This window comes from Aquisalimonas lutea (assembly GCF_030409225.1).
In the GTDB taxonomy this organism is placed as follows: domain Bacteria; phylum Pseudomonadota; class Gammaproteobacteria; order Nitrococcales; family Aquisalimonadaceae; genus Aquisalimonas; species Aquisalimonas lutea.
The window spans coordinates 483,955-507,613 of record NZ_JAUFPK010000004.1 but is presented as its reverse complement, the minus strand read 5'-3'; the positions used below and the strand labels follow the sequence as shown (position 1 = coordinate 507,613).

Annotated in this window: 16 protein-coding genes; 8 read left to right on the top strand and 8 right to left on the bottom strand. The window is 70.7% G+C overall.

What is annotated here, in order from left to right:
- The first annotated feature begins 3 nt into the window (after positions 1-3).
- Genes tamA through QWY84_RS13460 form a run of 3 tightly spaced genes read left to right on the top strand, consistent with a single transcriptional unit; the run spans position 4 to position 6,306 of the window.
- Positions 4-1,755 (top strand): autotransporter assembly complex protein TamA, encoded by a 1,752-nt coding sequence (gene tamA, locus QWY84_RS13470; protein WP_290203228.1) that lies wholly within the window; start codon positions 4-6, stop codon positions 1,753-1,755.
- Positions 1,752-5,582 carry an autotransporter assembly complex protein TamB gene (gene tamB / locus QWY84_RS13465; protein ID WP_290203227.1) on the top strand — a complete coding sequence of 1,277 codons (3,831 nt, stop codon included), beginning with the start codon at positions 1,752-1,754 and terminating at the stop codon, positions 5,580-5,582. The genes tamA and tamB overlap by 4 nt, the downstream gene beginning before the upstream one ends.
- A complete protein-coding gene (locus tag QWY84_RS13460; RefSeq protein ID WP_290203226.1) occupies positions 5,551-6,306 on the top strand; it encodes a M48 family metallopeptidase in 756 nt (251 codons plus the stop codon). The genes tamB and QWY84_RS13460 overlap by 32 nt, the downstream gene beginning before the upstream one ends.
- Positions 6,307-7,113: 807 nt before the next feature.
- On the opposite strand, the gene typA is transcribed toward QWY84_RS13460, so the two are convergent.
- Entirely contained in the window at positions 7,114-8,937 is a 1,824-nt protein-coding gene (gene typA / locus QWY84_RS13455; protein ID WP_290203225.1) for a translational GTPase TypA, read from the bottom strand.
- Positions 8,938-9,183: 246 nt separating this feature from the next.
- On the opposite strand from typA, the gene sixA reads away from it, so the two are divergent.
- Complete coding sequence (gene sixA, locus QWY84_RS13450) at positions 9,184-9,684, top strand: phosphohistidine phosphatase SixA (RefSeq protein WP_290203224.1); 501 nt, start codon at positions 9,184-9,186, stop codon at positions 9,682-9,684.
- Complete coding sequence (locus tag QWY84_RS13445; protein ID WP_290203223.1) at positions 9,681-11,228, top strand: Ppx/GppA phosphatase family protein; 1,548 nt, start codon at positions 9,681-9,683, stop codon at positions 11,226-11,228. The genes sixA and QWY84_RS13445 overlap by 4 nt, the downstream gene beginning before the upstream one ends.
- 221 nt (positions 11,229-11,449) lie before the next feature.
- Here QWY84_RS13445 and ppk1 read toward each other — a convergent pair whose 3' ends face one another.
- Complete coding sequence (gene ppk1, locus QWY84_RS13440) at positions 11,450-13,525, bottom strand: polyphosphate kinase 1 (RefSeq protein ID WP_290203222.1); 2,076 nt, start codon at positions 13,523-13,525, stop codon at positions 11,450-11,452.
- A 226-nt stretch (positions 13,526-13,751) separates the two neighbouring features.
- On the opposite strand from ppk1, the gene QWY84_RS13435 reads away from it, so the two are divergent.
- From QWY84_RS13435 to QWY84_RS13425, 3 genes are all read left to right on the top strand, one after another.
- Positions 13,752-15,170 carry a hypothetical protein gene (locus QWY84_RS13435; protein WP_290203221.1) on the top strand — a complete coding sequence of 473 codons (1,419 nt, stop codon included), beginning with the start codon at positions 13,752-13,754 and terminating at the stop codon, positions 15,168-15,170.
- 61 nt (positions 15,171-15,231) lie between these two features.
- Entirely contained in the window at positions 15,232-15,849 is a 618-nt protein-coding gene (locus QWY84_RS13430; protein ID WP_290203220.1) for a TetR/AcrR family transcriptional regulator, read from the top strand.
- A gap of 6 nt (positions 15,850-15,855) precedes the next feature.
- Positions 15,856-16,431 (top strand): chalcone isomerase family protein, encoded by a 576-nt coding sequence (locus QWY84_RS13425; RefSeq protein WP_290203219.1) that lies wholly within the window; start codon positions 15,856-15,858, stop codon positions 16,429-16,431.
- A gap of 32 nt (positions 16,432-16,463) precedes the next feature.
- Here QWY84_RS13425 and QWY84_RS13420 read toward each other — a convergent pair whose 3' ends face one another.
- From QWY84_RS13420 to QWY84_RS13395, 6 genes are all read right to left on the bottom strand, one after another.
- Positions 16,464-17,093 (bottom strand): DsbA family oxidoreductase, encoded by a 630-nt coding sequence (locus QWY84_RS13420; RefSeq protein ID WP_290203218.1) that lies wholly within the window; start codon positions 17,091-17,093, stop codon positions 16,464-16,466.
- Between the two features lie 33 nt (positions 17,094-17,126).
- A complete protein-coding gene (locus tag QWY84_RS13415) occupies positions 17,127-18,197 on the bottom strand; it encodes a MotY family protein (protein ID WP_290203217.1) in 1,071 nt (356 codons plus the stop codon).
- 159 nt (positions 18,198-18,356) lie between these two features.
- Positions 18,357-21,089 (bottom strand): aconitate hydratase AcnA, encoded by a 2,733-nt coding sequence (gene acnA, locus QWY84_RS13410; protein WP_290203216.1) that lies wholly within the window; start codon positions 21,087-21,089, stop codon positions 18,357-18,359.
- Positions 21,090-21,333: 244 nt separating this feature from the next.
- Entirely contained in the window at positions 21,334-21,954 is a 621-nt protein-coding gene (gene hflD / locus QWY84_RS13405; protein ID WP_290203215.1) for a high frequency lysogenization protein HflD, read from the bottom strand.
- Entirely contained in the window at positions 21,955-23,070 is a 1,116-nt protein-coding gene (mnmA, locus tag QWY84_RS13400) for a tRNA 2-thiouridine(34) synthase MnmA (RefSeq protein WP_290203214.1), read from the bottom strand.
- Between the two features lie 91 nt (positions 23,071-23,161).
- Positions 23,162-23,614, bottom strand: coding sequence for an NUDIX hydrolase (locus tag QWY84_RS13395; protein ID WP_290203399.1), 453 nt, complete (start codon positions 23,612-23,614; stop codon positions 23,162-23,164).
- Positions 23,615-23,659 lie beyond the last annotated feature (45 nt).

Sequence of the window (23,659 nt, the reverse complement as noted above, 5' to 3'; positions counted from 1 at the left end):
GGTATGGCACGGCAGCGCATGGACCGTGGGATTCCCTTCGGGGCCGTCTACCGGCGCCTGGTCTGCACCATGGTCCTGCTGCTGGTCGCGGGGCCGGCCATGGCGGCGGTGACCGTGGAGATCCGGGGCGTGGAAGGGGATCTGCGCGACAACATACGCAACCACGTGGGGAAGCCGGGCAGCAGTGATTCCCTGGCGGTGCGGCGTTTCGCCGGCGGGGTCAACCGGCGCGTGCAGGAAGCCCTGCAGGCCCTGGGCCACTATCACGCCGAGGTGGACGTCGAGACGCGCCGCGACGGCGAGGACCGCACCATCATCATCGACGTGGAGCCGGGGCCGCCGGTCATTGTCACCCGGGTCGACGTGCGCTTCAGCGGGGATGCCGCCGACGACGGGGCGTTCACGGAGTTGCGCCAGCGCATGCCGCTGGCCGAGGGCGACCGGCTGCATCACGGGCGCTACGAGTCCACCAAGCGGGCGATCCAGAACCAGGCCCTGACGCGGGGCTATTTCGACGGCGCTTTCGAGACGGCGCGGATCAACGTCAACCTCGGCGCACGGGAAGCCGAGATCGTGCTGCACTACGACTCCGGGCCGCGCTACCGGCTCGGCGAGGTGGACTATACCGACCGCAGCCTCTCCGGCGACCTGCTCCGGCGGCTGGTGCCGTTCGAGCCGGGAGACCCGTACCACGCCGACAGGATCGCGGAACTCAACCGGAATCTGCTCGACAGCGACTATTTCCGTGACGTGCGCGTGCGCGCGCGCCGGGAGGACGCCGAGGGCGAGCGGGTGCCGGTGCAGGCCGACGTCAGCATGAGCCCGCGCAACCGGGCCGGTATCGGCGTGGGCTACGCCACCGACGTGGGCCCGCGCGTGCGCCTCAACTGGAGCAAGCCCTGGGTGAACGAGGACGGCCACCACTTCGATTCCGAGGTGGAGGCGTCGGGCGTGCGCCAGTCGGTGAGCGGCACCTACGCCATCCCGCTGACGCCGCCCCTGGAGCACGAGCTCCAGTTCCAGGGCGGCTGGCAGAGCGAGGATATCGAGGATACGGAAACGGAGAAGCTCACCGCCGCCATCCAGCGCCAGCGGCGGTTCACCAAGGGCTGGACGCAGACGCTGTTCCTGCGCTGGGAGCGGGAGCGCTACGTCCAGGCGGGGCAGGCCGGCGACAGCACCTTGACCCTGCCGGGCATGAGCCTCACGCGCACGCGCAGCCGGGGCGGCATGGATCCCCACTGGGGCGACCGCCAGTTCCTGTCCGTGGAGGCGACGCACCCGGAGCTGGGCTCGGACATCCAGCTCGCCCGCGTGCGCCTGGGAACCAAGTGGCTGCGCACCTACGGCCGGCACCGGGTGCTGGCCCGCATCGACGGCGGCGCCGTGATCTCCGAGAGCTTCAGCCGCACGCCGCCGTCCATGCGCTTCTTCACCGGCGGCGACCAGAGCATCCGCGGGTATCGCTACCAGTCCATTGCGCCGGAGAACGAGGACGGCGAGCTCCTCGGCGGCCGCTATCTGCTGGTGGGCAGCGTGGAATACGGTTACCGCTTCCTGGACAACTGGACCGCGGCCGCCTTCTATGATGTAGGGGACGCCTTCACCGATCCGGATTCGGAGTACCGGGAAGGCGCCGGTTTCGGCGTGCGCTGGGCATCCCCGGTGGGCCCGATCCGGCTGGATTTCGCCTGGGGGATCAGCGAGCCGGACACGCCGTTTCGCATCCACTTCTCCATGGGACCGGAGTTATGAACGCTCTGCGGCGGTGGCTGCGACGGCCGGTGCGCTGGATGGCGCAGCTGCTGCGGGGTCTCTCGCGGCTGGTCTACATCCTCCTGGTGACCGTTGCGGCCGTGGTCCTGTGGCTGCTGCTCACCACCAGCGGCGCCCAGTGGCTGGCCGAGCGGGCCATGGACGAGGAGCAGCGGCTGACCGTCAAGGTCGTCGGCGGCAGCCTCTGGAACGGCCTGGAGGTGCGCCGCCTGCGCTGGCGCGGCGACGGCATCGACGTGGCCGCCGGGCGCGCCGAGCTGCAGTGGAATCACCTCTGCCTGCTGCAGCGGCAGGTCTGCGTGGGCCTCGCGCACGTGGAGCAGCTGGCGGTGAGCGTGGATACGCAGCGCCTGGCGGGGGAGGAGACGAGCGGGGCGGAGGACGCGGGCGGGACCGGGGATGAGCGGGTGAGCCTGCCCGTGGCGCTGTCCTTTCCCGATGTGCGCATCCAGCAGGCGGATGTCCGCGTGGACGGGCATCGCGTGCAGTGGGCGGATCTGCGACTGGGCGGCGATTTCAGCGACGGCCGCCTGACCCTGGACAAGTTCAACTGGGAGACCATCCTGCTGGAGCTGGCGGAGGCGGCGCCCGCGCGACCCGGGGAGGCGGCCGCATCCGGGCCGGGTTTCCTGGAAACGGGATGGCAGGCCCTGGAGCTGCCGGCCGTCCAGCTGCCCCTGGACATCATTCTCCATGACCTGCGCCTCCACGACCTGCGCGTCATGCAGGGCGACGAGCTGCTGCGCATCAGCCGCTTCAGCGCGGTGGGCGCACTGCGCGGCCACGAGGTCCGGCTGGACCAGCTGGAGGTGGTCCACCCCCGGGGCCGGCTGAAGGCCGACGGCCGGCTGTCCATGCGCGACGACTGGCCGGTGGACCTGGAAATCGACGCCGAGGGCAGCGAGCTGCCGGTGATCGGCAGCGGCGCGCTGCAGGCGCAGGTATGGAACAGCATCGGCGACCTGGAATTCCGGGTGAGCGCGCAGGGTCCCGGGGCGCTGTCCCTGGAGGGCTCGGTGGCGCCGGGTAAGGATCAGCTACCGCTGGACATCCGGGGCGAGTGGAACGCCATCGGCTGGCCCCTGGATACGCGCGCGCAGGTACGGACCCGCAACGGTACCTTCGTGCTCGCCGGCGATCTCGGCGACTATCAACTGGACCTCGGCGTCACCGTCGAAGGCGAGGGCATCCCCGAGGGGCGGTGGCAGCTGGAGGCCCGGGGCGACCTCCAGGGGGCCCGCGTCGAGTCGCTGCGCGGCGAGGTGCTGGACGGCACGGTCGCGGCCAGCGGGCAGGCCGCCTGGGCGCCGGAAGTGGAGTGGCAGGCCGACGTGCGCCTGGACGGCATCGACGCGGATGCCTACTGGCCGGCGGCCCCCGGCGGGATTACCGGCGACCTGCGTACCAGCGGCGGCCTGCGCGAACAGGGACTGGCCCTGTCCGTGGACGTCCCCGGCGTGACCGCCAGCGTGGAGGGGCATGAGCTGGCGCTGCGCGGCGGCGTGGACCGGCCCGCCGGCGGCGACTGGACCCTGGAAGACGTGCGGCTGACCACCGGCGACAGTGCCGTCACGGTCGCCGGCCGGGTCGGTGCGGACACCGTGGACCTGGACGGCCGCGTCGATATCGCCGACCTGGGCGCGATCACGCCCGACGCCTCGGGGACCCTCCGGGGCCGGGTAGAGGCCGCCGGGCCGTTGGCCAAGCCGGACATCAGCGCCGACCTGGAGGCGACCGGCCTGGCCTGGGGCGAGCTCGGGCGCATCGGTACGGCACGGCTGCAGGGGCGGGTCGCCGCCCTGGGTGACGGGGCGGGGCAGGTCCGCCTGGAGCTCCGCGATGCCGAGGCCGGCGGCCAGAGCCTGCGGAGCCTGGACGCCACCCTGGAGGGCCGGCGCGGCGACCATGCGCTGACCCTGGATGCCGACGCCGAGCGCGGCGCGGTGTCCCTGCGCATGGCGGGCAGCCTTGCCGGGAGCCTGGACTGGCAGGGCCGCATGGAGCGGGCGGCGGTGACGCTGGCCGGGCAGCAGTGGACCCTGAACAACGCAACCGCGGTCAACGTGGATGCCGAGGCGCCCCGGGCGCGGATCCAGCCCCATTGCTGGCAGCACGACACCAGCCGCCTGTGCGCCCCCGCACCGGTGACGCTGGGCGCACAGGGCGATGCCCGGGTGCGGCTGGAGCGCTTCGACCTGGCCCAGCTGGCACCGCTGCTTCCGGACGTGGTGGCCCTGGACGGCAGCCTGGCGGCGGATGTCTCGGCCCGCTGGGGAGAATCGGCGCTGCCGGAGGTGACCGTGGATGCCCGCGTGGACGGCGGCCGGGTGCGCCTGACCGATCCCGATGCGGAGTCCGGGGAAGAGACGGACCTGACGCTGCCGTACCAGGAGCTGAGCCTCCGCGGCCGGCTGGACGGGGAGGCGCTGGAGACCGCGCTGCGGCTGCGCTCGGAGTCGCTCGGCAGCATGGATGTCACCGTCAGCGCGCCCCTGACGGAAGGGGACGACCTGTTCGGGCCCATGGACGGCAGCGTGGAGATCACGGACGTGCACCTGGGCCTGGTGGCGCCCTTCTTCCCGGAGCTGCGCACGCTGGAGGGCACGCTCAGCGCTTCCGGGCGACTGGCCGGCGAGCTTACCGCGCCGCGGTATCACGGCACCGTGCAGCTGGCCGACGGCCGCCTGGAGCCGGCCGCCCTGGGCATCGACCTGCAGGCGATCCAGCTGCAGCTGGACGTGGACGGCTCGTCGGCTGCCCTGGAGGGCGAGTTCCGCAGCGGCGAGGGAGCGGCGTCGGTCACCGGGGAGGCCGACTGGTCCGGCGCGCCCACGGCGAGCCTGCGCCTGTCCGGTTCCGATCTCCGGGTGGTCTACGAGCCCATCGCCGACGTGCGGGTGGATCCGGACATCGATGTCGACTTCCGCGAGGGCAGGCTGCGGGTGAGCGGGCGGCTGGGCATTCCCCGCGGCGAGATTACCCTGGCGGAGCTGCCCGAGTCGGCGGTGCGCGTGTCCGATGACGTGGTCATCGTCGACCGCGAGCAGGGCGGCACGGCGCCCGACGAGGAAGCGCCGCCCGTTCCCGAGGGCATCCGCATGGAGACGGACATCCGCCTGGTGCTCGGGGACGACGTGAACATCTCCGGCTACGGCATCACGGGACGCCTGGTGGGTGACCTCCGGCTGGAGCAGCTGGGCTCCGAGGTGCCCCAGGGCAACGGCGAGATCCGCATCGAGGACGGCGAATACCGGGCGTACGGCCAGCGCCTGCAGATCCGTGAAGGGCAGATGATCTTCGCCGGGCCCCTGGACCGGCCGCAGCTGTATGTGGAGGCGGTGCGCCGCATCGAGCGCGACGATGTCACCGCGGGGCTGCGGCTGGAGGGCAATCCGGAGGAGCCCCGGGTGAGCCTGTTCTCGGAACCGGCCATGGCCGAGGAAACCATCCTGTCGTATATCATCCTGGGTCGGCCCCCGGGGGAGAGCGGCCCCGGCGGCGGTACCATGATGGCCCGGGCCGCCGTGGCCCTCGGGGTGGCCGGGGGCGGCGGCTACGCCACGGTCATTGCCGACGAGCTGGGGGTCGAGGATTTCACCCTGGATACCGCGGGCGACGGGGAGGATACCCGGGTGGAGGTCGGCGGCTACATCAACCCCAACCTGTACCTGGGCTACGGGGTCGGCGTGTTCACGCCGGTGAGCACCCTGACCCTGCGCTACCGGCTGGCATCGAACCTGTACCTGGAGGCGGTAACCGGACTGGAGAGCGCCGTTGACCTGCTGTATCGCTTCGATTTCGGATAGCCGCGCCGGTGGGGCCGGGGCGGACGCCTGGCTGGAGCTCGGGGACCGGTACTGGCCGGTGCGCGTCCGCGCCACCCGGCGCCGTACGCTGGGCCTGTACGTGTTCCCGGACGGCCGCGTGGAGGTGCGCGTGCCCCGCGGCACGGGGCGGGCCGAGGCCCTGGCGTTCGCCCGCAGCCGGGAGCGGTGGCTGCGCGGCACGCTGGAGGAGCTGCCGGAACCGCCGCCGGTGCCGGTCTACGCGGATGGCGCCGTCCACCCGTTCCTGGGCGAGCCGCTGACGCTGGCGGTCCGGCGGGCCGGGCGGGCGCGCAGCCGCCGGACGGGGGCGACCCTGCGCCTGGATGTCCGCGAGCCCGGGGATGGCGCCGCCGTGGAGCGGCTGTTGCGGGAGTGGTACCGCCGCCAGGCCCGCGCCCTGTTCGCCGACCGCCTGGCCCGGTGGTTTCCCGCCACCGGGCTGCCGCCGGGGCAGGCACCCGGCCTGAAGATCCGCGCCATGCGCAGCCGCTGGGGCAGCTGCTCCAGCCGCGGCGGCGTGAACCTGAACCTGTGGCTCATCCGGGCGCCGCTGGCGTGCATCGACTACGTGGTGGTGCACGAGCTCTGCCACCTGCTGGAGTTCAACCACGGCCCCCGCTTCTACGCCCACATGGACCGGATGCTCCCGGACTGGCGGCAGAGGCAGCGGGCGTTGCGGGATCACCAGAGGCAGTGGGGATAGGATCTGGTGCATGATCCGATTCGCGCCGCCGACGGCGTGAATGGCTTACGGGCGGGGGAAGTGATCGGCGGCGGGAATCGGGTTGGGCTCCGGAGCTTCGCTTACGGAAGCAGAGCTTCCTACCCTTCGCTCCGGGCTGGCCGGCTGACAGCACATCCCTGTGCTGACAGCCGGTGGCGGCATCCGTGCCACCACCCCTTCGGGGCCGGGCGCCCTGCGCTCCGGCGCTGCGCAAAGTCGCCCAACCCGATTCCCGCCGCCGATCACTTAATGTGTGGGTCTTGTTGCGGTGATGTCGATAGGCCACCAGAAGTGGGCCCTGGAATAGGTTGGAGAATCCGTGCGGTTGATGACGAGGCTTGCGGCTGGGTCGGTGGTTGCCGGGGGTACGTTGCGGTGGGCTCCGGAGCTCCGCTTACGGTTTCCTGCTTCGGGTGAAGCAGGAAGCCTATCCTCCGCTCCGGCCTGGCCGGCTGACAGCACATCCCTGTGCTGACAGCCGGTGGCCGCATCCCTGCGGCCACCCCTTCGGGGCCGGGCGGCCTGCGCTCCGGCGCTTCGCAAGTCGCCCACCGCAACGTACCCCCGGCAACCACCGACGGGCACCGTCAAACGTTGGTGCATCCCCGAAGGCCGAACCGTGGCACGCGCTGGTGCGGGGGCTTCCGGTCACGGACCGTCTGCGGCCAGGACGGCCGCAGTCGAGCCTACATGGATGTATTCACGGCGTGTCCGTGACCGGAAGCCCCCGCACCAGCGCCCCGGAATCGGGCTCACGTCCGATTCCGGCAGATCTGAAGCTCCAGCCTACGCCGTTGCCGCGGCCCGGCTGGCGCGCTTGCGCTCGTGCTCCTTGAGGAGCTTCTTGCGCACGCGGACGGCCTTGGGGGTGACTTCCACCAGCTCGTCGTCGTCGATGAACTCCAGGGCCTGTTCCAGGGTGAACCGCACGGGCGGGGTCAGGTCCAGGCTCTCGTCGGTGCCGGCGGCGCGCACGTTGGTGAGCTGCTTGGCCTTGAGGGGATTGACCACCAGGTCGTTCTCGCGGGAATGCGTGCCGATGACCATGCCCTCGTAGACCTCGTCGCCGTGGCCCACGAACAGCTTGCCCCGGTTCTGCAGGGTGAACAGGGCGTAGGCCACCGCCTTGCCGGCGGCGTTGGCGATCTGCACGCCGTGGGGCCGCTGGCCCAGGGAACGGCCGCGATACGGGCCGTAGTGGTCGAAGACGTGGTACATGAGACCGTCACCGGAGGTGGCGGTGAGGAACTCCGTGCGGAAGCCGATCAGCCCGCGCGCCGGCATGGTGTAGTCCATGCGTACGCGCCCGCGGCCGTCCGGCATCATGTTGGTCATCTCGCCGCCGCGCTCGCCGAGCTTCTCCATGACGGCGCCCTGGCAGTCCTCGGGGACGTCCACGGTGAGCTGCTCGTAGGGTTCCTGCTTGACGCCGTCCACCTCGCGGACGATGACCTCGGGGCGCGAGACGGCCAGCTCGTAGCCCTCCCGGCGCATGTTCTCGATGAGCACGCCCAGGTGCAGCTCGCCGCGGCCGGAGACGCGGAACTTCTCCGGGTCGTCGGTGGGCTCCACCCGCAGCGCCACGTTGTGCAGCAGCTCCCGCTCCAGGCGCTCGCGGATCTGCCGCGAGGTGATGTACTTGCCCTCGCGGCCGCAGAAGGGCGAGTCGTTGACCACGAAGGTCATGCTCACCGTGGGCTCGTCCACGGTGAGCGCGGGCAGCGCTTCCGGATGGGCCGGGTCGCACAGCGTGTCGGAGATGTGCAGGTTGTCCACGCCGGTGAAGGCGATGATGTCGCCGGCATTGGCCTCGCTGACCTCGGTGCGCTCCAGGCCCAGGTAGCTGAGCACCTGCAGGACCCGCCCCGAGCGCTTCTTGCCGTGCCGGTCGATGACGCTCACCTGGGTGTTGGTCCGCAGCCGGCCGCGCTTGATGCGGCCGACGCCGATGACGCCGACGTAGCTGCTGTAGTCCAGCGACGAGACCTGCAGCTGCAGCGGCCCGTCCGGGTCCACGTCCGGCGGCTTGACGCCGTCGGCAATGGCCTGGAACAGCGGCTGCATGTCGCCGTCCCGGCGCTCCGGGTCCTCGCTGGCGTAGCCGTTGAGCGCCGAGGCGTAGATGACCGGGAAGTCCAGCTGCTCGTCGCTGGCGCCCAGGCGGTCGAAGAGATCGAAGGTCTGGTCCAGCACCCAGTCCGGCCGGGCGCCGGGGCGGTCGATCTTGTTGATCACCACCATGGGGTTGAGGCCCTGCTCCAGCGCCTTCTGGGTGACGAAGCGCGTCTGCGGCATGGGACCGTCCACGGCGTCCACCAGCAGAAGCACCGAGTCGACCATGGACATGACCCGCTCGACCTCGCCGCCGAAGTCGGCGTGCCCCGGGGTATCCACGATGTTGATGCGGTAGTCCTGCCAGCGGATGGCGGTGTTCTTGGACAGGATGGTGATGCCGCGCTCTTTCTCCAGATCGTTGGAGTCCATCATGCGCTCGGTCTGGGGGCTGCGGCTGTCCAGGGTGCCGGACTGCTGGAGCAGGCGGTCGACCAGCGTGGTCTTGCCGTGGTCCACGTGGGCGATAATGGCGATGTTGCGAAGGTTTTCGATCACGTTGCGTCGTCCGTCGGTTCGGGAAATCGCGAATGCGAGGGGCTCGGAAAGCAGGGCGGGCCCGGCGGCCCGAGTCGTCCCGGTCGGGGAACCCCCTCGCGGGTGGCGGCATTATCCGCGTCAAAGGGGCAGGACTCAAGGGAAACGCTGAACCAATCTCCAAACGCAATTCCCGGATCGGCAATACGTTACGCTCCTTGTCTGTGGCAGACTGGCGGGCCGCAGTGGTTTCGGCGAGGTGAATCCATGCAGCAACTCCTTCTCATCCGGCACGGCATCGCCGAGGACGCCGCCCCGGGCCAGCCGGATGCCGACCGCGCCCTGACCGCCCGGGGCCGGGAGCGAACCGCCGCCGTGGCGGCCGACCTGGCCGGCCTGGTGGAACGGCTGGACCGCCTGGTGAGCAGCGACCTGCTGCGTGCCCGCGAGACGGCCGATCTCATCGCCGAGGCGGTCGCGGTGGGCGAGCGGGAGGTGTTCCCCGGCCTGGCGCCGGGGGCCGACCCCGGCGCCGTCTACACGCGGCTGGCCGGCGATACCGACGTGGATACCATCGCCCTGGTGGGACACGAGCCGCAGATGAACCTGCTCCTGGGGATGGCGCTGACCGGCGAGGCCATCGGCCCCGCCCGTTTCCGCAAGGCGGGCGTGGCGCTGGTGGAGTTCCCCGGCCCATTGCGGCCCGGGGCGGGGCGGCTGGCCGCGTTCCTGCCTCCCGCCCTCGGCTTCCGCCGGCGTGGCCGATGAGTGCGCCGGATGCATTGATCTCCGATACCGTGGCGGCGGTGGACCTGGGGTCCAACAGCTTCCACATGGTGGTGGCGCGCCGCCACCACGGCGATCTCCAGGTCCTTGACCGCCTCAAGCTCATGGTCCGCCTGGGCGAGGGGCTGGACCGGCGCGGCCGTCTGCACCCCGATGTCCGCAATCGGGCGCTGGATGCCCTGCAGAAGTTCGGCCAGCGGCTGCAGGGGCTGCCGCGGGGCTGCGTGCGCGTGGTAGGGACCAATACCCTGCGGGAGATGCGCGACGCCCGGGCGTTCATGGCCGCCGCCGAGGAGGCGCTGGGACACCCGGTGGAAGTGGTCTCCGGGGTCGAGGAGGCGCGCCTGATCTATCTCGGTGTCGCCCGCAGCCTGGCCGACGACGGCCGGCGGCGCCTGGTGGTGGATATCGGCGGCGGCAGCACCGAGCTGGTCCTGGGGCAGGGGCTCCAGCCCCGCCGCATGGACAGCCTCGAAGTGGGCTGCGTGAGCATCACCCGCCGGTTCTTCCCCGAGGGCCGCTGGAGCAAGCGCACGCTGAACCGGGCGGAGCTGGAGGTGGGCGTCGCCGTCGAGCCGGTGATCGGGCACTACCGCGACGGCGCTTGGGATGCCGCCGTCGGGGCCTCCGGTACCATCAAGGCCGTGCAGGCGGTGATCGCCGAGCTGGGGGGCGACAGCCAGTGCATCCAGCGGGACGACCTCGCGGACCTGCGCGCCCGCGTGCTCCGGGCCGGCCGCAGCGACCGGCTGGATCTATCCGGGCTGGAGGCGGACCGCAGGCCGGTGTTCGCTGCAGGGGTGGTCGTGCTCCAGGGGATCTTCCGGGCCCTGGGCATCGAACGCATGGCCGTTTCCGACGGCGCGCTGCGCGAGGGCGTGATCCACGACCTGGTGGGGCGTATCGAGTACCACGACGTGCGCGACCAGACCGTGGCGGCCCTGGCCAGCCGGTATCACGTCGACACCGAGCACGCGGCCCGGGTCGCCCGGACGGCGGACGCGCTGTTCGAGCAGGCGGCGGGTCCCTGGGCGCTGGACGGCGAAGCCCGGCGCTGGCTCGACTGGGCCGCGCGGCTCCACGAGATCGGCCTGGACATCGCCCACGGCGGCTATCACCGCCACGGCGAGTACGTCGCGCGCAACGGCGACCTGGGCGGGTTCTCCGGGCAGGATCAGGCGGTGCTCGGGGCCCTGATCCGGTGTCACCGGCGCAAGGTCGCGCGCAAGGCGCTGGACGCCGTGCCCGAGAGCCGCCAGCACCGCGTCTGGCGCCTGGTTCCGCTGCTGCGCCTGGCGGTCATCCTGCACCGCAGCCGCCTGGAGGAGCAGGCCCCGGCGCTGACGCTGACCGCCGACGGTGCCCGCCTGACCCTGGCGTTCCCCGAAGGCTGGCTGGCAACCCATCCCCTGACCGCCGCGGATCTCGAGGCCGAGGCACAGGCCCTGGCCCGGGTGGGGTTCACGCTGGAGATTCCGCAGGGGCCGATGCCCGGCGACGATGCGGGCGGCTCTGACGGGGCCTGACGCCGCAGGTCGGGGTGGCCTGCCGTACCGTCGTGCCTGTCGGGGTGAAATCCCTGCCACGGCGGCAGTTTCAGGGCACGGGGCTGTGGTACTGCGGGGACTGTCGGGGCTGAAGCCCCTCCCACAAAAGACACCCACCGCCTTCCCGGGCTGGTGTGGGAGGGGCTTCAGCCCCGACAGACAAGGGCCCTGCAGCCCCGGGCGCCCAGCGCCCAGGCACCCTACGACTGCTCCGCCAGCGTGCGCAGCAGCTCCTGCTGGGAGCTGAACGGGGGCTCGTCGCCCTCCGGGCGGGCGCGCACGTACGTGCCGTCGGGCTGCAGCAGCCATGCCTGGGTGTTGTCCCGCAGGTAGTAGTCCAGATCCCGGAGCACCTGCTCCCTCAGCTCCGGGCGCTCGATGGGGAACGCGGTCTCCACGCGGCGGAAGAAGTTGCGTTCCATGCAGTCGGCGCTGGAGGCCATGAGCACCGGATCGCCGCCGTTGGCGAAGTAGAACACCCGCGTGTGCTCAAGAAACCGGCCGACCACCGAGCGCACCCGGATGCGATCGGAGACGCCGGGTACGCCCGGCCGCAGGCAGCACATGCCGCGGACGATGAGGTCGATCTCCACTCCGGCGCAGGAGGCGGCGTAGAGGGCCTGGATGGTGCGCGGCTCCACCAGGGCGTTGACCTTGATGAGGATCCGGGCCTCACGCCCCGCCCGCGCGTGCCCGGCCTCCCGCTCGATGCCGGCGATGAGCGTCTCGAACAGCGTGAACGGCGACTCCAGCAGCTTCTCCAGGCGGGCGACCTTGCCCAGGCTGGTGAGCTGCAGGAAGATCTTGTGCACGTCCTCGCCCGTGGTGCGGTCGGCGGTGAGCAGGCCGTAGTCGGTGTACAGCCGCGCCGTGCGGGAGTGGTAGTTGCCCGTGCCCAGATGGACGTAGTTGCGCAGCTTGCCGTTCTCCCGGCGGACCACCAGGAGCATCTTGGCGTGGGTCTTGTGCCCGACCACGCCGTAGACGACGTGGGCCCCGGCGTCCTGGAGGCGGTTGGCGAGCTGGATGTTCGCCTCTTCGTCGAAGCGCGCGCGCAGCTCGATGACGACGGTCACCTCCTTGCCCGCCCGCGCGGCGCTGACCAGCGAGTCCACGACGGCGGACTCCGGGCCGGTGCGGTAGAGGGTCTGCTTGATGGCGAGTACGCGCGGGTCCTGGGCGGCCTGGCGGACGAAGTCCAGCACCGGCGCGAAGGACTCGAACGGATGGTGCAGGAGCACGTCCTGGTGGCGCAGCAGCTTGAAGATGTTGCTGCTGTGGCTGACCTCCGGCGGCACGCTGGGGGTGAAGGCCGGGAATGTCAGGTCCGGCCGGTTGACGCTGTCGCAGATGGCCATGAGCCGGTTGACATTCACCGGGCCGTCCACCTGGTAGAGATCCTCGCTGGTGAGCTCGAACTCCTCCAAGAGAAAGCGGACCATGTGCTCGGGGCAGTTGGCGGCCACCTCCAGGCGCACGGCGTCGCCGTAGCGCCGGGACTGCAGCTCGCCTTCCATGGCGACCAGCAGGTCGTCGACCTCCTCTTCGTCCACGTACAGGTCGCTGTTGCGGGTGACCCGGAACTGGAAGCAGCCCTTGACCGTCATGCCCGGGAAGAGCTGGTGCACCTGGGCGTGGATCATGGAGGACAGGAAGACGAACTCGCAGGACGCCGTGGCCGCGTGCTCGGGCACCGGGATGAGCCGGGGCAGCGAGCGCGGCGCCTGGACCACGGCCATGCCGCTGTTGCGGCCGAAGGCGTCCTTGCCTTCCAGCTCGACGATGAAGTTCAGGCTCTTGTTGAGAATCCGCGGGAACGGGTGCGCCGGGTCCAGGCCCAGGGGGCTGAGAACCGGCAGCAGCGCGTCCTCGAAGTACTCCTGGACCCATTCCTGCTGCGTGGTGGTCCACTCGTCGCGGCGCACGAAGCGGATGCCCTCGGCATCCAGGGCGGGGATGAGCTCGTCGTTGAGCACGCGGTACTGCTCGCCCACCAGGGTGCGCGTGCGCTCGCTGATGCCGCGCAGGATCTCCTGGGGCGTGCGATTGTCCGCGCCCGCCTGGGTGGAACCGAGCTCGTGCGCCTGCTTGAGCCCCGCGACCCGGATCTCGAAGAATTCATCGAGGATGGTGCTGACAATGCACAGAAAGCGCAGCCGCTCCAGCAGGGGGACGTCCGGATCCCGCGCCTGGTCGAGGACACGGTCGGTGAACTCGAGCATGCTCAGATGGCGGTTGATGTACAGGTCCGGGTGTTTCAGATCCGGGGTATCCATGAAGCTCCTTCCGGGCATTGTCCGGGACCGCGGGATGGCAGACGCTACCTCGCCGGGATGACAGTTCCGTTACAGGAACCGTTTTTTGCGCTTTGATCACCCTGCCACGCATACTAGGCGATAGGACACTCGTGCCGCATCCTGCACGCGCGCACCTCCAACGGGCGGCCGGCGCCGCCGCGAAAGGGCAATGCGTGTCGGCGTCGTAAACGGAAAGGAAAGGGCAATGGCGGCAGGCGACATCCTGGCTTTGACGGCAAGCCCCGGGTTGAACGTGCTGATCTGGGCCGTGGTGGTGATGGCCGTCGGCTATTTCGCGCGGCAGCCGGCACACGCGCTGATCCGCATCGTGGCCGTCGGCGTGCGCCGGCTGTTCCGGCTCCTGGCGCGCTACTGCGCCCACGCCGAGGCCCACGTGCGCGCCTGGGCGCGGGCCACCCTGGTGGCCAACGCCCAGCGGCGGGCACTGTGGCGTGCGGACTGGAACGTGGAGCGGCTGGAGGAGGAGCTGCACACCGGCCTCGCCGACCTCCCGCCGCTGCAGCAGCATCTCCGGGACCATTTGTCGCGGGTGGAGGCGGACTACCGCAGCAGCGGGGCCGTGCCCCCGGAGGTCCCGGGGTGGCCGAAGATGCTCGAGAACCTGGGCCCCGAGCTCGGCGCGGCGGATCCCAGCGTCAAGCAGGCGCTGGAGGACCTGCGGGACGGACTGGAGACCCAGCGGGCGGACCTGCTGGACGCCTACCGACGGGCGGCGCGTCGGCGCTATCTGCTCCTGCACCGGACCATGCCCCACTGGCGTCGTGTCCGGCGGGCCCTGGAGCGCATGACCGAGCGCCTGGATCAGCTGCAGGACCGGGTCGAGCGGGTCCTGGGCAGCATCCGGGCCTACGAGACCCTGCGCAGCGAGAACCGCGTGCGCATCGGCGTCCTCGCCGGCGGCGCGCTCTGGCGGTTCGGGTTTTCCGTGATGGGCCTGGGCCTCGCCGCCCTGGGCTTTGGCATGCTCTGGCATCTGGTGGTCGAGCCCGTGGTGGCGCTTCTGGGCAACGCACCCCTGGCGGACGGGCTTCCCGGGCGGGGCCAGGCCGCTACGGTGCTGCTGCTGGCCGCGGTCGCTCTCCTGGGCCTGCTGCTCCTGGAGACGACCCGGGTGACGCACCTGTTCCCGGGGATCGATGCCATGGGCGAAAGCGTCCGGCGCTGGCTGTTCTGGCTCGCCTACGCCTGCATGGTGCTCCTGGCCATTGCCTGCACCGCCCTGCAGGTGCGCTTCGGGGGCACGCCGGAGGCGATTCCGGCCATGGACTGGGGCACGATGACCGCCATGGGCATGGAGGCGACCCTGGTGCTGATTCTCCCCTTTGCCCTGGTGTTCACGGGCGTGCCCGTGGCCGGCGCCATGGCCCACGGCGGCGCCACGGGGGCGCTGCTGCTGGCGCTGGTGCTCCAGATCCTGATGCTGGCGTTCCGGCTCCTGGCGAGCCTGACCGCATTCGCGGGCTCGGTGCTGACGCAGGTGTACGACCTGATCATCTTCCTGCCGCTGTGGATCGAGGACACGATTCGCACCCACGGCTGGCCGGTCTCGCGGGGGTTGATCCCGCTGCGCCGGCGCCTGCCGGCACCCCGGGCCGGGGGCTGATCCTCCCCGGGGAGTCGGTACACCACTTGCCGTACGGTACCGTATGGTGTAAAACGCCGCTATGAGCAGGCATGCAAACCGGCAATCCCTGAGTACCGAGGACTGGGCCGACGCCGCACTGGACGCCGTGGCCGACGGCGGCATCGATGCCGTCGCCGTGGAGCGGATCGCCCGTGCGCTGGGCGTGACCAAGGGCAGCTTCTACTGGCATTTCAACAGCCGCGGCGCGTTGCTGGAAGCGGCACTGGAGCGCTGGGAGCGCCAGCAGACCGAGGATGTCATCGCCCGCGCCGAGATGGAGCAGGACGCCCGGCGGCGCATTCACCGGCTGTTCCGCGGCGCCGACGGCAGCAAGAGGGCGGGGCAGCTGTACCTGGCCTTCGCGGCGGCGGCCAACGATCCCCTGGTGGGGCCGGTGATCCAGCGGGTGAACAACCGCCGCATCCAGTTCATGGTGGATTGCTACCTGGCCATGGGCCTGGCGGCCCGGGAGGCGCGGCAACGCGCGGTACTTGCCTATTCCGCGTACCTGGGAACACTGCAGCTGCGCCGGGATGCGCCGGAGACCATCCCGGCCGGCCCGGAATTCGAGGCGTACATGGATTACGTGAGCTCGATGCTCATCCCCGGGTCCGTCCCGGAGCAGGTGGGGATGGCGGACGAGCTTCAGTCGGGGTAGGGGATCATGCAGTACGGATGGATACTCGCGCTGGCTCTGGTGTTGCTGCCGGGTTTCGCGGGTGCCGCGGACAGCCGGGAAGTCAGCGGCGTCGACCTGCCCCGGCACGTGACCGTCGCCGGCACGGAGCTGGCGCTCAACGGTGCGGGGGTACGCACGCGCTTCTTCTTCCGCGTCTACGTGGGCGCGTTGTACACCGCGGAGCCGGTGACCTCCGGTGCGTCGGCCATCACCATGGACGCCCCCCGCCGCGTCCACCTGGCCATGCTCCGGGACGTCGACCGCGAAACCATGGTGGACGCGTTGCAGGAGGGCCTGGAACGGACCATGAGCCCCGCCGAGCAGGAGCGCCACGCCGGACACATCCGGGCCTTCAGGGAACTGTTCCCGGGCGATTTCAACGAGGGCGACCGCGGCGATATCGACGCGATTCCGGGAGAGGGCGTGGTGGTGCGCATGAACGGCCGTGAGCTGGGCCGGGTGGACAGCGACGCTTTCGCCCGCTTCGTGCTGGCCATCTGGCTCGGGGACGAGCCGGCGGACGACGACGTCAAGGCGGGGATGCTCCAGGGCGGCGAGTGAGCCGGCTGCAGCGCGGCGACCGGGAAGGTGGGTTACAGGCCCTGGGAATGCTCCGCATGGTGGGCGAGGGACTGCTCCAGCAGCTCCATGGATGACGCGCCCGAGAACACGCGGCCGGAGACCACCAGTGACGGAATGCTGGCGATGCCGAGCTCGCTGGCTGCCTCCACGTGGGAGAGAAACACCTCCACGGGCTGCGCCGTGTTCCACGCCGTATCCACCAGGTCGGCCACGCCCTGCTCCCCGGCGACGGCGCGCAGCACGGAGGCGTCGCCGATATCCCGCCCGTCGCCGAAGTGCGCGTGGAACAGGGCACGATGCAGCGGCAGGAAACGGGGGCGCCGGTGCAGCTGCACCGCCTGGGCCAGCAGGAGGGCACGCCGGCTGTTGCTGCGTTTCGGCGGTGGTGACCAGGGAAGGCCGTCCTCGCGGACCATGGCCCGCACCGCCTCGCCGCGCTCGCCGCGCGCATCGTCGCCGCTGACGGCGGCGCCGTCCGCCGGGGTCTCCGGCCGTGCCTCCAGGAACCGCCAGAGGATGTCCAGGGGGTAGCGCCGGGCCAGCCGCTCCAGGCGATGGCTGGCGACATAGCAGAAAGGGCAGCTGTAATCCAGGAACAGGGTGACCGGGATGCCGCCGGATTGTTCGCTTGCGTCGACCATGGCACCAGTCTACAGGCCGCGGGGGACCGGGGACTACTCCACGCGCAGGCGCACGCGGCGGTTGACGGCGCGGCCGTAGTCGCTGTCGTTGTCCGCCGCCGGGCTGTCTTCCCCGGCCGTGGCCGTGGTAATGCGATCGGCATCCACCCCGGCGTCCACGAGATAATCCCGCACTGCCTCGGCACGGGCCCGGCCCAGGGCGCGGTTGTAGTCGGCCTCCCCGGTGCTGTCCGCGTGGCCGGTCACGGAGATGGTGCCGTGGTCGTCATCGAGTTCCCGGACGAAAGCATCCAGGTGGTCGCGCTCGGTGCGCGTCAACCCGGTGTCGTCATGGACGAAGTACACGCGCGCCGGGTCCGCTGCGTCGTCTGCGGGCGGCGGCTCGGCGGGGCCCGCCTGCCCGTAGCGGGCAAGGATGTCGTTGCCGGGCGGCGGCGGCACGGCGCTCAGCGCGTCGGCGTCCAGGGCGCCGATGGTGACGGCGCCTTCGCCGGCGGCCGCTACCGCCGCGATGCCGTCGGCCGCGCCGGCGGAGTCCTGCCTGCCCAGGCTGGCGATGCCGGGTTCCAGGTCCGATGCACAGCCGAGATAGCGCTGGTAGACCGGGCGGAATCCGGCGTTGGCGACGGCGAGGGCCACGGTTTCCCGCGGGTTGTGCCAATCCTCGAAGGTCAGCACGGCGCGGCGTCCGCGTTCGAGCTCCTGGAGGACGCGATTGGCCAGGGCGTGATTCAGCCGGAAGGTCTCCAGGTCGTCCATGGCGCGGGTGTAGCCGACGCGGCGTACGCCGGAGCCGTGCCACTCCGTGGCCTCCGACCATAGCTCCACGGTGCGCGTGTCCCGGGGCGGCCGGTGGGTATAGATGCGCAGCGTCTGCGTTCCGTCGGCGGTGCGCGAGAACACGGCCAGGCCGAAGCGCGGAACCGGGTGGAGCAGGTGGCACGCGGCGCCGTCGCGCTGCAGGGTCCATTCCGCCTCGTTCAGCCCGGCGCCGTAGCGGCGGTCGTGGTCCAGGCCCCGGGCGCCGGCGGTACCCGCCGCGGCGAGCGTCAGGCAGGCGATGGCCGGGCAGAGCAGACGGACGATCAAGGATCGGGGCAGCATAGGCGCGGTACGGCTTCACTGGACGCGGTGGCCGGAATCGTTTCCGGGCGTTCAGCAAGGGTATCGACTGCAGCGGTGCACACTTGAGCCGGGCGGAACGAAAAAAGCCGGCACGGTCGGGGACCGGGCCGGCTTCGGGCGGGTTCCGGTGCTACGGGATCAGCTTTCCCGTGCCAGGTTCCGCAGGACGTAGTGGAGGATGCCGCCGTTGCGGTAGTAGTCCCACTCCTTCGGCGTGTCCACGCGGACATGGGCGTCGAACGTCGTCTCCTTGCCGTCCGGGGCCCGGGCCGTCACGGTGACCGTCTTCGGCTCGCCTTCCAGCGACCCGATGGTGAACGACTCGTTGCCCGTCAGGCCCAGGGACTCGGCGGAGTCGCCTTCCTGGAACTGCAGCGGCACCACGCCGAAGCCCACCAGGTTGGAGCGATGGATGCGCTCGTAGCTCTCGGCGATCACCGCGCGCACGCCCAGCAGGTTGGTGCCCTTGGCCGCCCAGTCGCGGCTGGAGCCGGTGCCGTACTCCTTGCCGGCGAGCACCACCAGGGGCGTGCCCTGCTCGCGGTACTTCATGGCGGCATCGAAGATGCTCATGACCTCGCCGGTGGGTACATGGGTGGTCCAGCCGCCCTCGGTGCCCGGGGCCATCTTGTTGCGCAGGCGCACGTTGGCGAACGTGCCGCGCATCATGACCTCGTGGTTGCCGCGGCGGGAGCCGTAGGAGTTGAACTCCTTGGGCTCGACCCCTTGCTCCTGCAAGTAGCGGCCCGCCGGGCTGTCGGGCTTGATCGCCCCGGCCGGGGAGATGTGGTCCGTGGTGATGGAGTCGCCGACATAGACCAGGCACCGGGCGTCCTCGATGGTCGGAACCCCGGGCTCGTCCATGGTCATGCCCTCGAAGTAGGGCGGATTGGCGATATAGGTGGACGGCGGCCAGTCGTAGCGCTCGCCCTCGGGCACGTCGATGCTCTGCCAGTTCTCGTCGCCGGCGAACACGTCGGCGTAGCGCTCCTGGAACATGCCCCGGTTGAGGCTGGTGCCGACGGTCTCGGCCACCTCCTGCTGGGAGGGCCAGATGTCCTTGAGATAGACGTCCTTGCCCTGGAGATCCTTGCCCAGGGGCTCCCGGGTGAGGTCCACGGTCATGGTGCCGGCCAGGGCGTAGGCGACCACCAGCGGCGGCGATGCCAGCCAGTTGGTCTGTACCTCGGGGTGCACGCGTCCCTCGAAGTTGCGGTTGCCGGACAGCACCGAGGCCACCATGAGGTTGCCTTCGCGGATGCCCTCGGAGACGGCCTCCGGCAGCGGCCCGGAGTTGCCGATGCAGGTGGTGCAGCCGAAGCCGGCCACCTGGAAGCCCAGCTCGTCGAGGTAGTGCTGGAGGCCGGCCTTCTGCAGGTAGGCGGGCACCACCTGGGAACCCGGCGCGAACGAGGTCTTGACCCAGGGCTGGGTGCCGAGACCGCGCTCGCGCGCCTTCTTCGCCACCAGCGCCGCGGCCACCAGGACGTCCGGGTTGGACGTGTTGGTGCAGCTCGTGATGGCGGCGATGACCACGGCACCGTGCTTGAGGAAGGTCTTGCGGCCGTTGATCTCGACCTGGACGGCGCCCTGGTCGTAGTCCACGTGATTGCCCACGGCGGCATCGCCGCCTTCACCGATGAAGCGGTCCTCCTCGGGGTTGTGGTGCTGCTCCAGGAAGCTCTCCAGGGTGTCGGTGAACACGGTCTTGGCGTTCTGCAGGCCGACGCGGTCCTGGGGCCGCTTGGGGCCGGCCAGGCTGGGCTCCACGGTGGAGAGGTCGAGCTCCAGCACATCCGTGTATTCCGCGTGACGGTCGCCGTCGGTGCGCCACATGCCCTGCTCCCGGGCGTAGGCCTCGACCAGCTGGATCTGCTCCTGGCTGCGGCCGGTGAGCTCGAGGTAGCGCAGGGTCTCGCTGTCCACCGGGAAGATGCCGCAGGTGGCCCCGTACTCCGGCGCCATGTTGGCGATGGTGGCGCGGTCGGCCACCGGCATGTTGGACAGGCCGTCGCCGAAGAATTCCACGAACTTGCCCACCACGCCCTTCTGGCGGAGCATCTGGGTGACCGTGAGCACCAGGTCCGTGGCGGTGGCCCCCTCCGGCAGTTTGCCCTCCATGCGGAAGCCCACGACCTGCGGGATGAGCATGCTGATGGGCTGGCCGAGCATGGCGGCCTCGGCCTCGATGCCGCCCACGCCCCAGCCCAGCACGCCCAGGCCGTTGACCATGGTGGTGTGGGAGTCGGTGCCGACCAGGGTGTCCATGTATGCCCGGCGGACGCCGTCGGATTCCTTGGTGAACACCACTTCCGCCAGGTACTCCAGGTTGACCTGGTGGACGATGCCGGTGCCGGGCGGGACCACGCGGAAGTTGGAGAAGGAGTTCTGGCCCCAGCGCAGGAACTGGTAACGCTCGCGGTTGCGGTGGTACTCCATCTCGATGTTGCGCTTGAGCGCATCACTGGAGCCGAAGTGATCCACCATGACCGAGTGATCGATGACCAGGTCTGCCTGCTCCAGCGGGTTGATGCGGCTCGGATCGCCGCCCAGCCGCTGCATGGCGTCGCGCATGGCGGCCAGGTCGACCACGGCCGGCACGCCGGTAAAGTCCTGCATCAGGACGCGGGCCGGCGTGAAGGCGATCTCGGTACTGGGCTTGGCCTTCGGGTCCCACTGGGCGAGGGCCTCGATGTTCTCGCTCGTAACGTTGACACCGTCCTCCTTGCGCAGAAGGTTCTCCAGCAGGATCTTCAGGGAGAAGGGCAGCCGGCCCAGATCGAACCGATCCTCCAGGGCCTTCAGGCGGAAGATCTCGTAGGAATGGCCTCCGGCCTCCAGCGTCGAACGCGCGTTAAAACTGTCTTTCATTCTGCCTCCCAGTGTGTACCAGTTGGTGGTCCCGGCCGCGCCTGTCTGTACCCCGGTCGCCGTGCGACGCTGACGGGCTGTGGAGCCGGGCCGCCCCCGGAGGTGGTCGAGCCGCCGCGGTGGTGCGCGCGAGCGCGCCCGCAGGGTGCCGCCGACCCCGGGCGAATGGCCGTTGTTCAGGCGGCCATATGATACACGAATGCGCCGCCGCGTGCCGCTTCCGGCGAGTGCGGCCGGGCATCCGTCACGACAGCATCTCCCGGGCGAGCTGCTCGCTCGCCTGCTGCAGCCGGTTGCGGCCGAGCACCAGGCGCATGCGGTTGCCCCCGGCGTTGCGCCACAGGGTGATTGCGCGCAGGGCGGCCAGCAGCAGCGCGCGGACCCGCTCGGCGTTGCGCTGGTCCTCGAGCCACTGGCGCTCGCCCTGGACCATGACCTGGGGCCGCAGCGTGCTCACGGTGTTGCCGTAGAGGTCGGCGAGCCGCCCGAGGACGTTCTCGTGGGTCGGGTGGAAATGCTCGGCCTGGCGGGCCGCCTGCTCCAGGCCATCGGCGAGCTGGGCCAGCAGGCGCCGCCGGCGCATGAGCTTGCGCTCCAGGTGCATGAGAACCACCGCGTAGCGGGTGAGCTCCGCGTCGCGGGGGTCCGAGAGCTGGTCGCGGAGCCGCTGGAGCCCGGGCAGCAGGCGGATCTCGCCGCCGAAGGCATCACCCACGCTGCCTTCGAAGGGGCGCAGCAGGCCGTTGATGCAGGTGCCTACGTCCTCGCTGTTGGCCTGCCCGTGGCGGGCGGTGCGCCGGATCTCGCTGAGGGCCTGGAACAGGGCGGCCAGGGCGAGGGTCTGTTCGCGCAGCTGCGGATCCATTCAGGCGGCCCCGTGGTGGATGCGTTCGCGGATGATCCCGCCGCCCAGGCAGCGGTCGCCGTCATAGAAGACCACCGACTGGCCCGGGGTGACGGCGCGCTGGGCTTGGTCGAAATCGACACGGGCACGGTCGCCCTCGACCGTCACGGTGCAGTGCTGGTCCGGCTGGCGGTAGCGGATCCGCGCCGTGACCCGCAACGGCTCGCCGCCGGCCGGCGGCGAGCCGGCGATCCAGTGGAGCTCGGTCGCCTCCAGCCCGGCGCTGTACAGGGCCGGGTGGTCGCTGCCCTGGGCCACGACCAGCGCGTTGGCGGCCGTGTCCTTGTCCACGACATACCACGGCGCCGTGCCGCCTCCGGCGCGCCCGCCGATGCCCAGCCCCTGACGCTGCCCGAGGGTATAGAAGCTCAGCCCCTGGTGCTCGCCCAGGGTGTTGCCCTCGGTATCGACGATGGGCCCGGGCGCGGTGGCGATGTAGCGCTGGAGGAAGCCGCGGAAGTCGCGCTCGCCGATGAAGCAGATCCCGGTGCTGTCCTTCTTGCCGAAGTTGTCGAAGCCGGCTTCCTCGGCCAGGGCGCGCACCCGGGGCTTGTCCAGCTCGCCCACGGGGAACAGGCTGCGCTCCAGGGCATCCTGGCCCACCATGTACAGGAAGTAGCTCTGGTCCTTGCGGCCGTCGCGGCCGCGCAGCAGGGTGACGCGGTCGTCGGCGTCGCGGCCGAGCCGGGCGTAGTGGCCCGTGGCGACGTAGTCGGCGCCGAGCCGCAGGGCGTGGTCGACGAAGGCGCGGAACTTGATCTCCCGGTTGCACAGGACATCGGGGTTCGGCGTCCGTCCGGCCTCGAATTCCCGCAGGCAATGATCGAACACCTGCTGACGGTAGCGGTCCGCGAAGTTGACCTGGTGCAGCGGGATATCCAGCTCGCTGCACACCTGGCGCACGTCGGCCAGGTCCTCCTCGGCCGTGCACACCGTGGCGGTGTCGTCGTCCTCCCAGTTGCGCATGAACAGCCCCCGCACGCGATAGCCCTGTTCCACCAGGCGCAGGGCGGCGACCGAGGAATCGACACCGCCGGAGAGGCCGACGACGACCGTGGTGTTGGCTGGGCTGGGCATGGGGCGCGCTCGTTCGGGTGATCGGGTCGTGGGGTCCGTCTGCGGGCGGGAGGATACACCGGTCGGCCGGGGCGGCCCAAGTCCGGACGGATCAGGCTTCTACGATATCCCGGAAGAGGTCGGTGGGGTAGCGGAATCCCGCCAGGTAGTCATCGATGGAGCGCAGCACGAGGGGGCTGCGCAGCCGCTGCGGCTGCTCTCGCAGCGCCTCCGGGCTGGCCCACAGCGCGCGCTGGATGCCGTCGTCCAGTACCTGCTCGGGATCGTGCCCGTCGACCTCGCCGCAGAAGCACACGCGCAGGAAGGTCTCGTCCCGGCTCGGGCTGTGCCAGCGGTAGACGCCCACCACCGCCTGCGGGTGGAAATCCCAGGCTGCCTCCTCCCGGGTCTCGCGGATGACGGCCTCGACGAGGCTCTCGCCCGGCTCCAGGTGCCCCGCGGGCTGATTGACCACCACGGCGCCGCCGGCGAGCTCCTCGACCATGAGGAAGCGTCCCTGGTTATGGGCGATGGCGGCAACGGTGACGTGGGGCTTCCAGACCATGGTGGGCAAGCGTATACGGGCTCTGTCCCGCGGGCAACCGTCGCC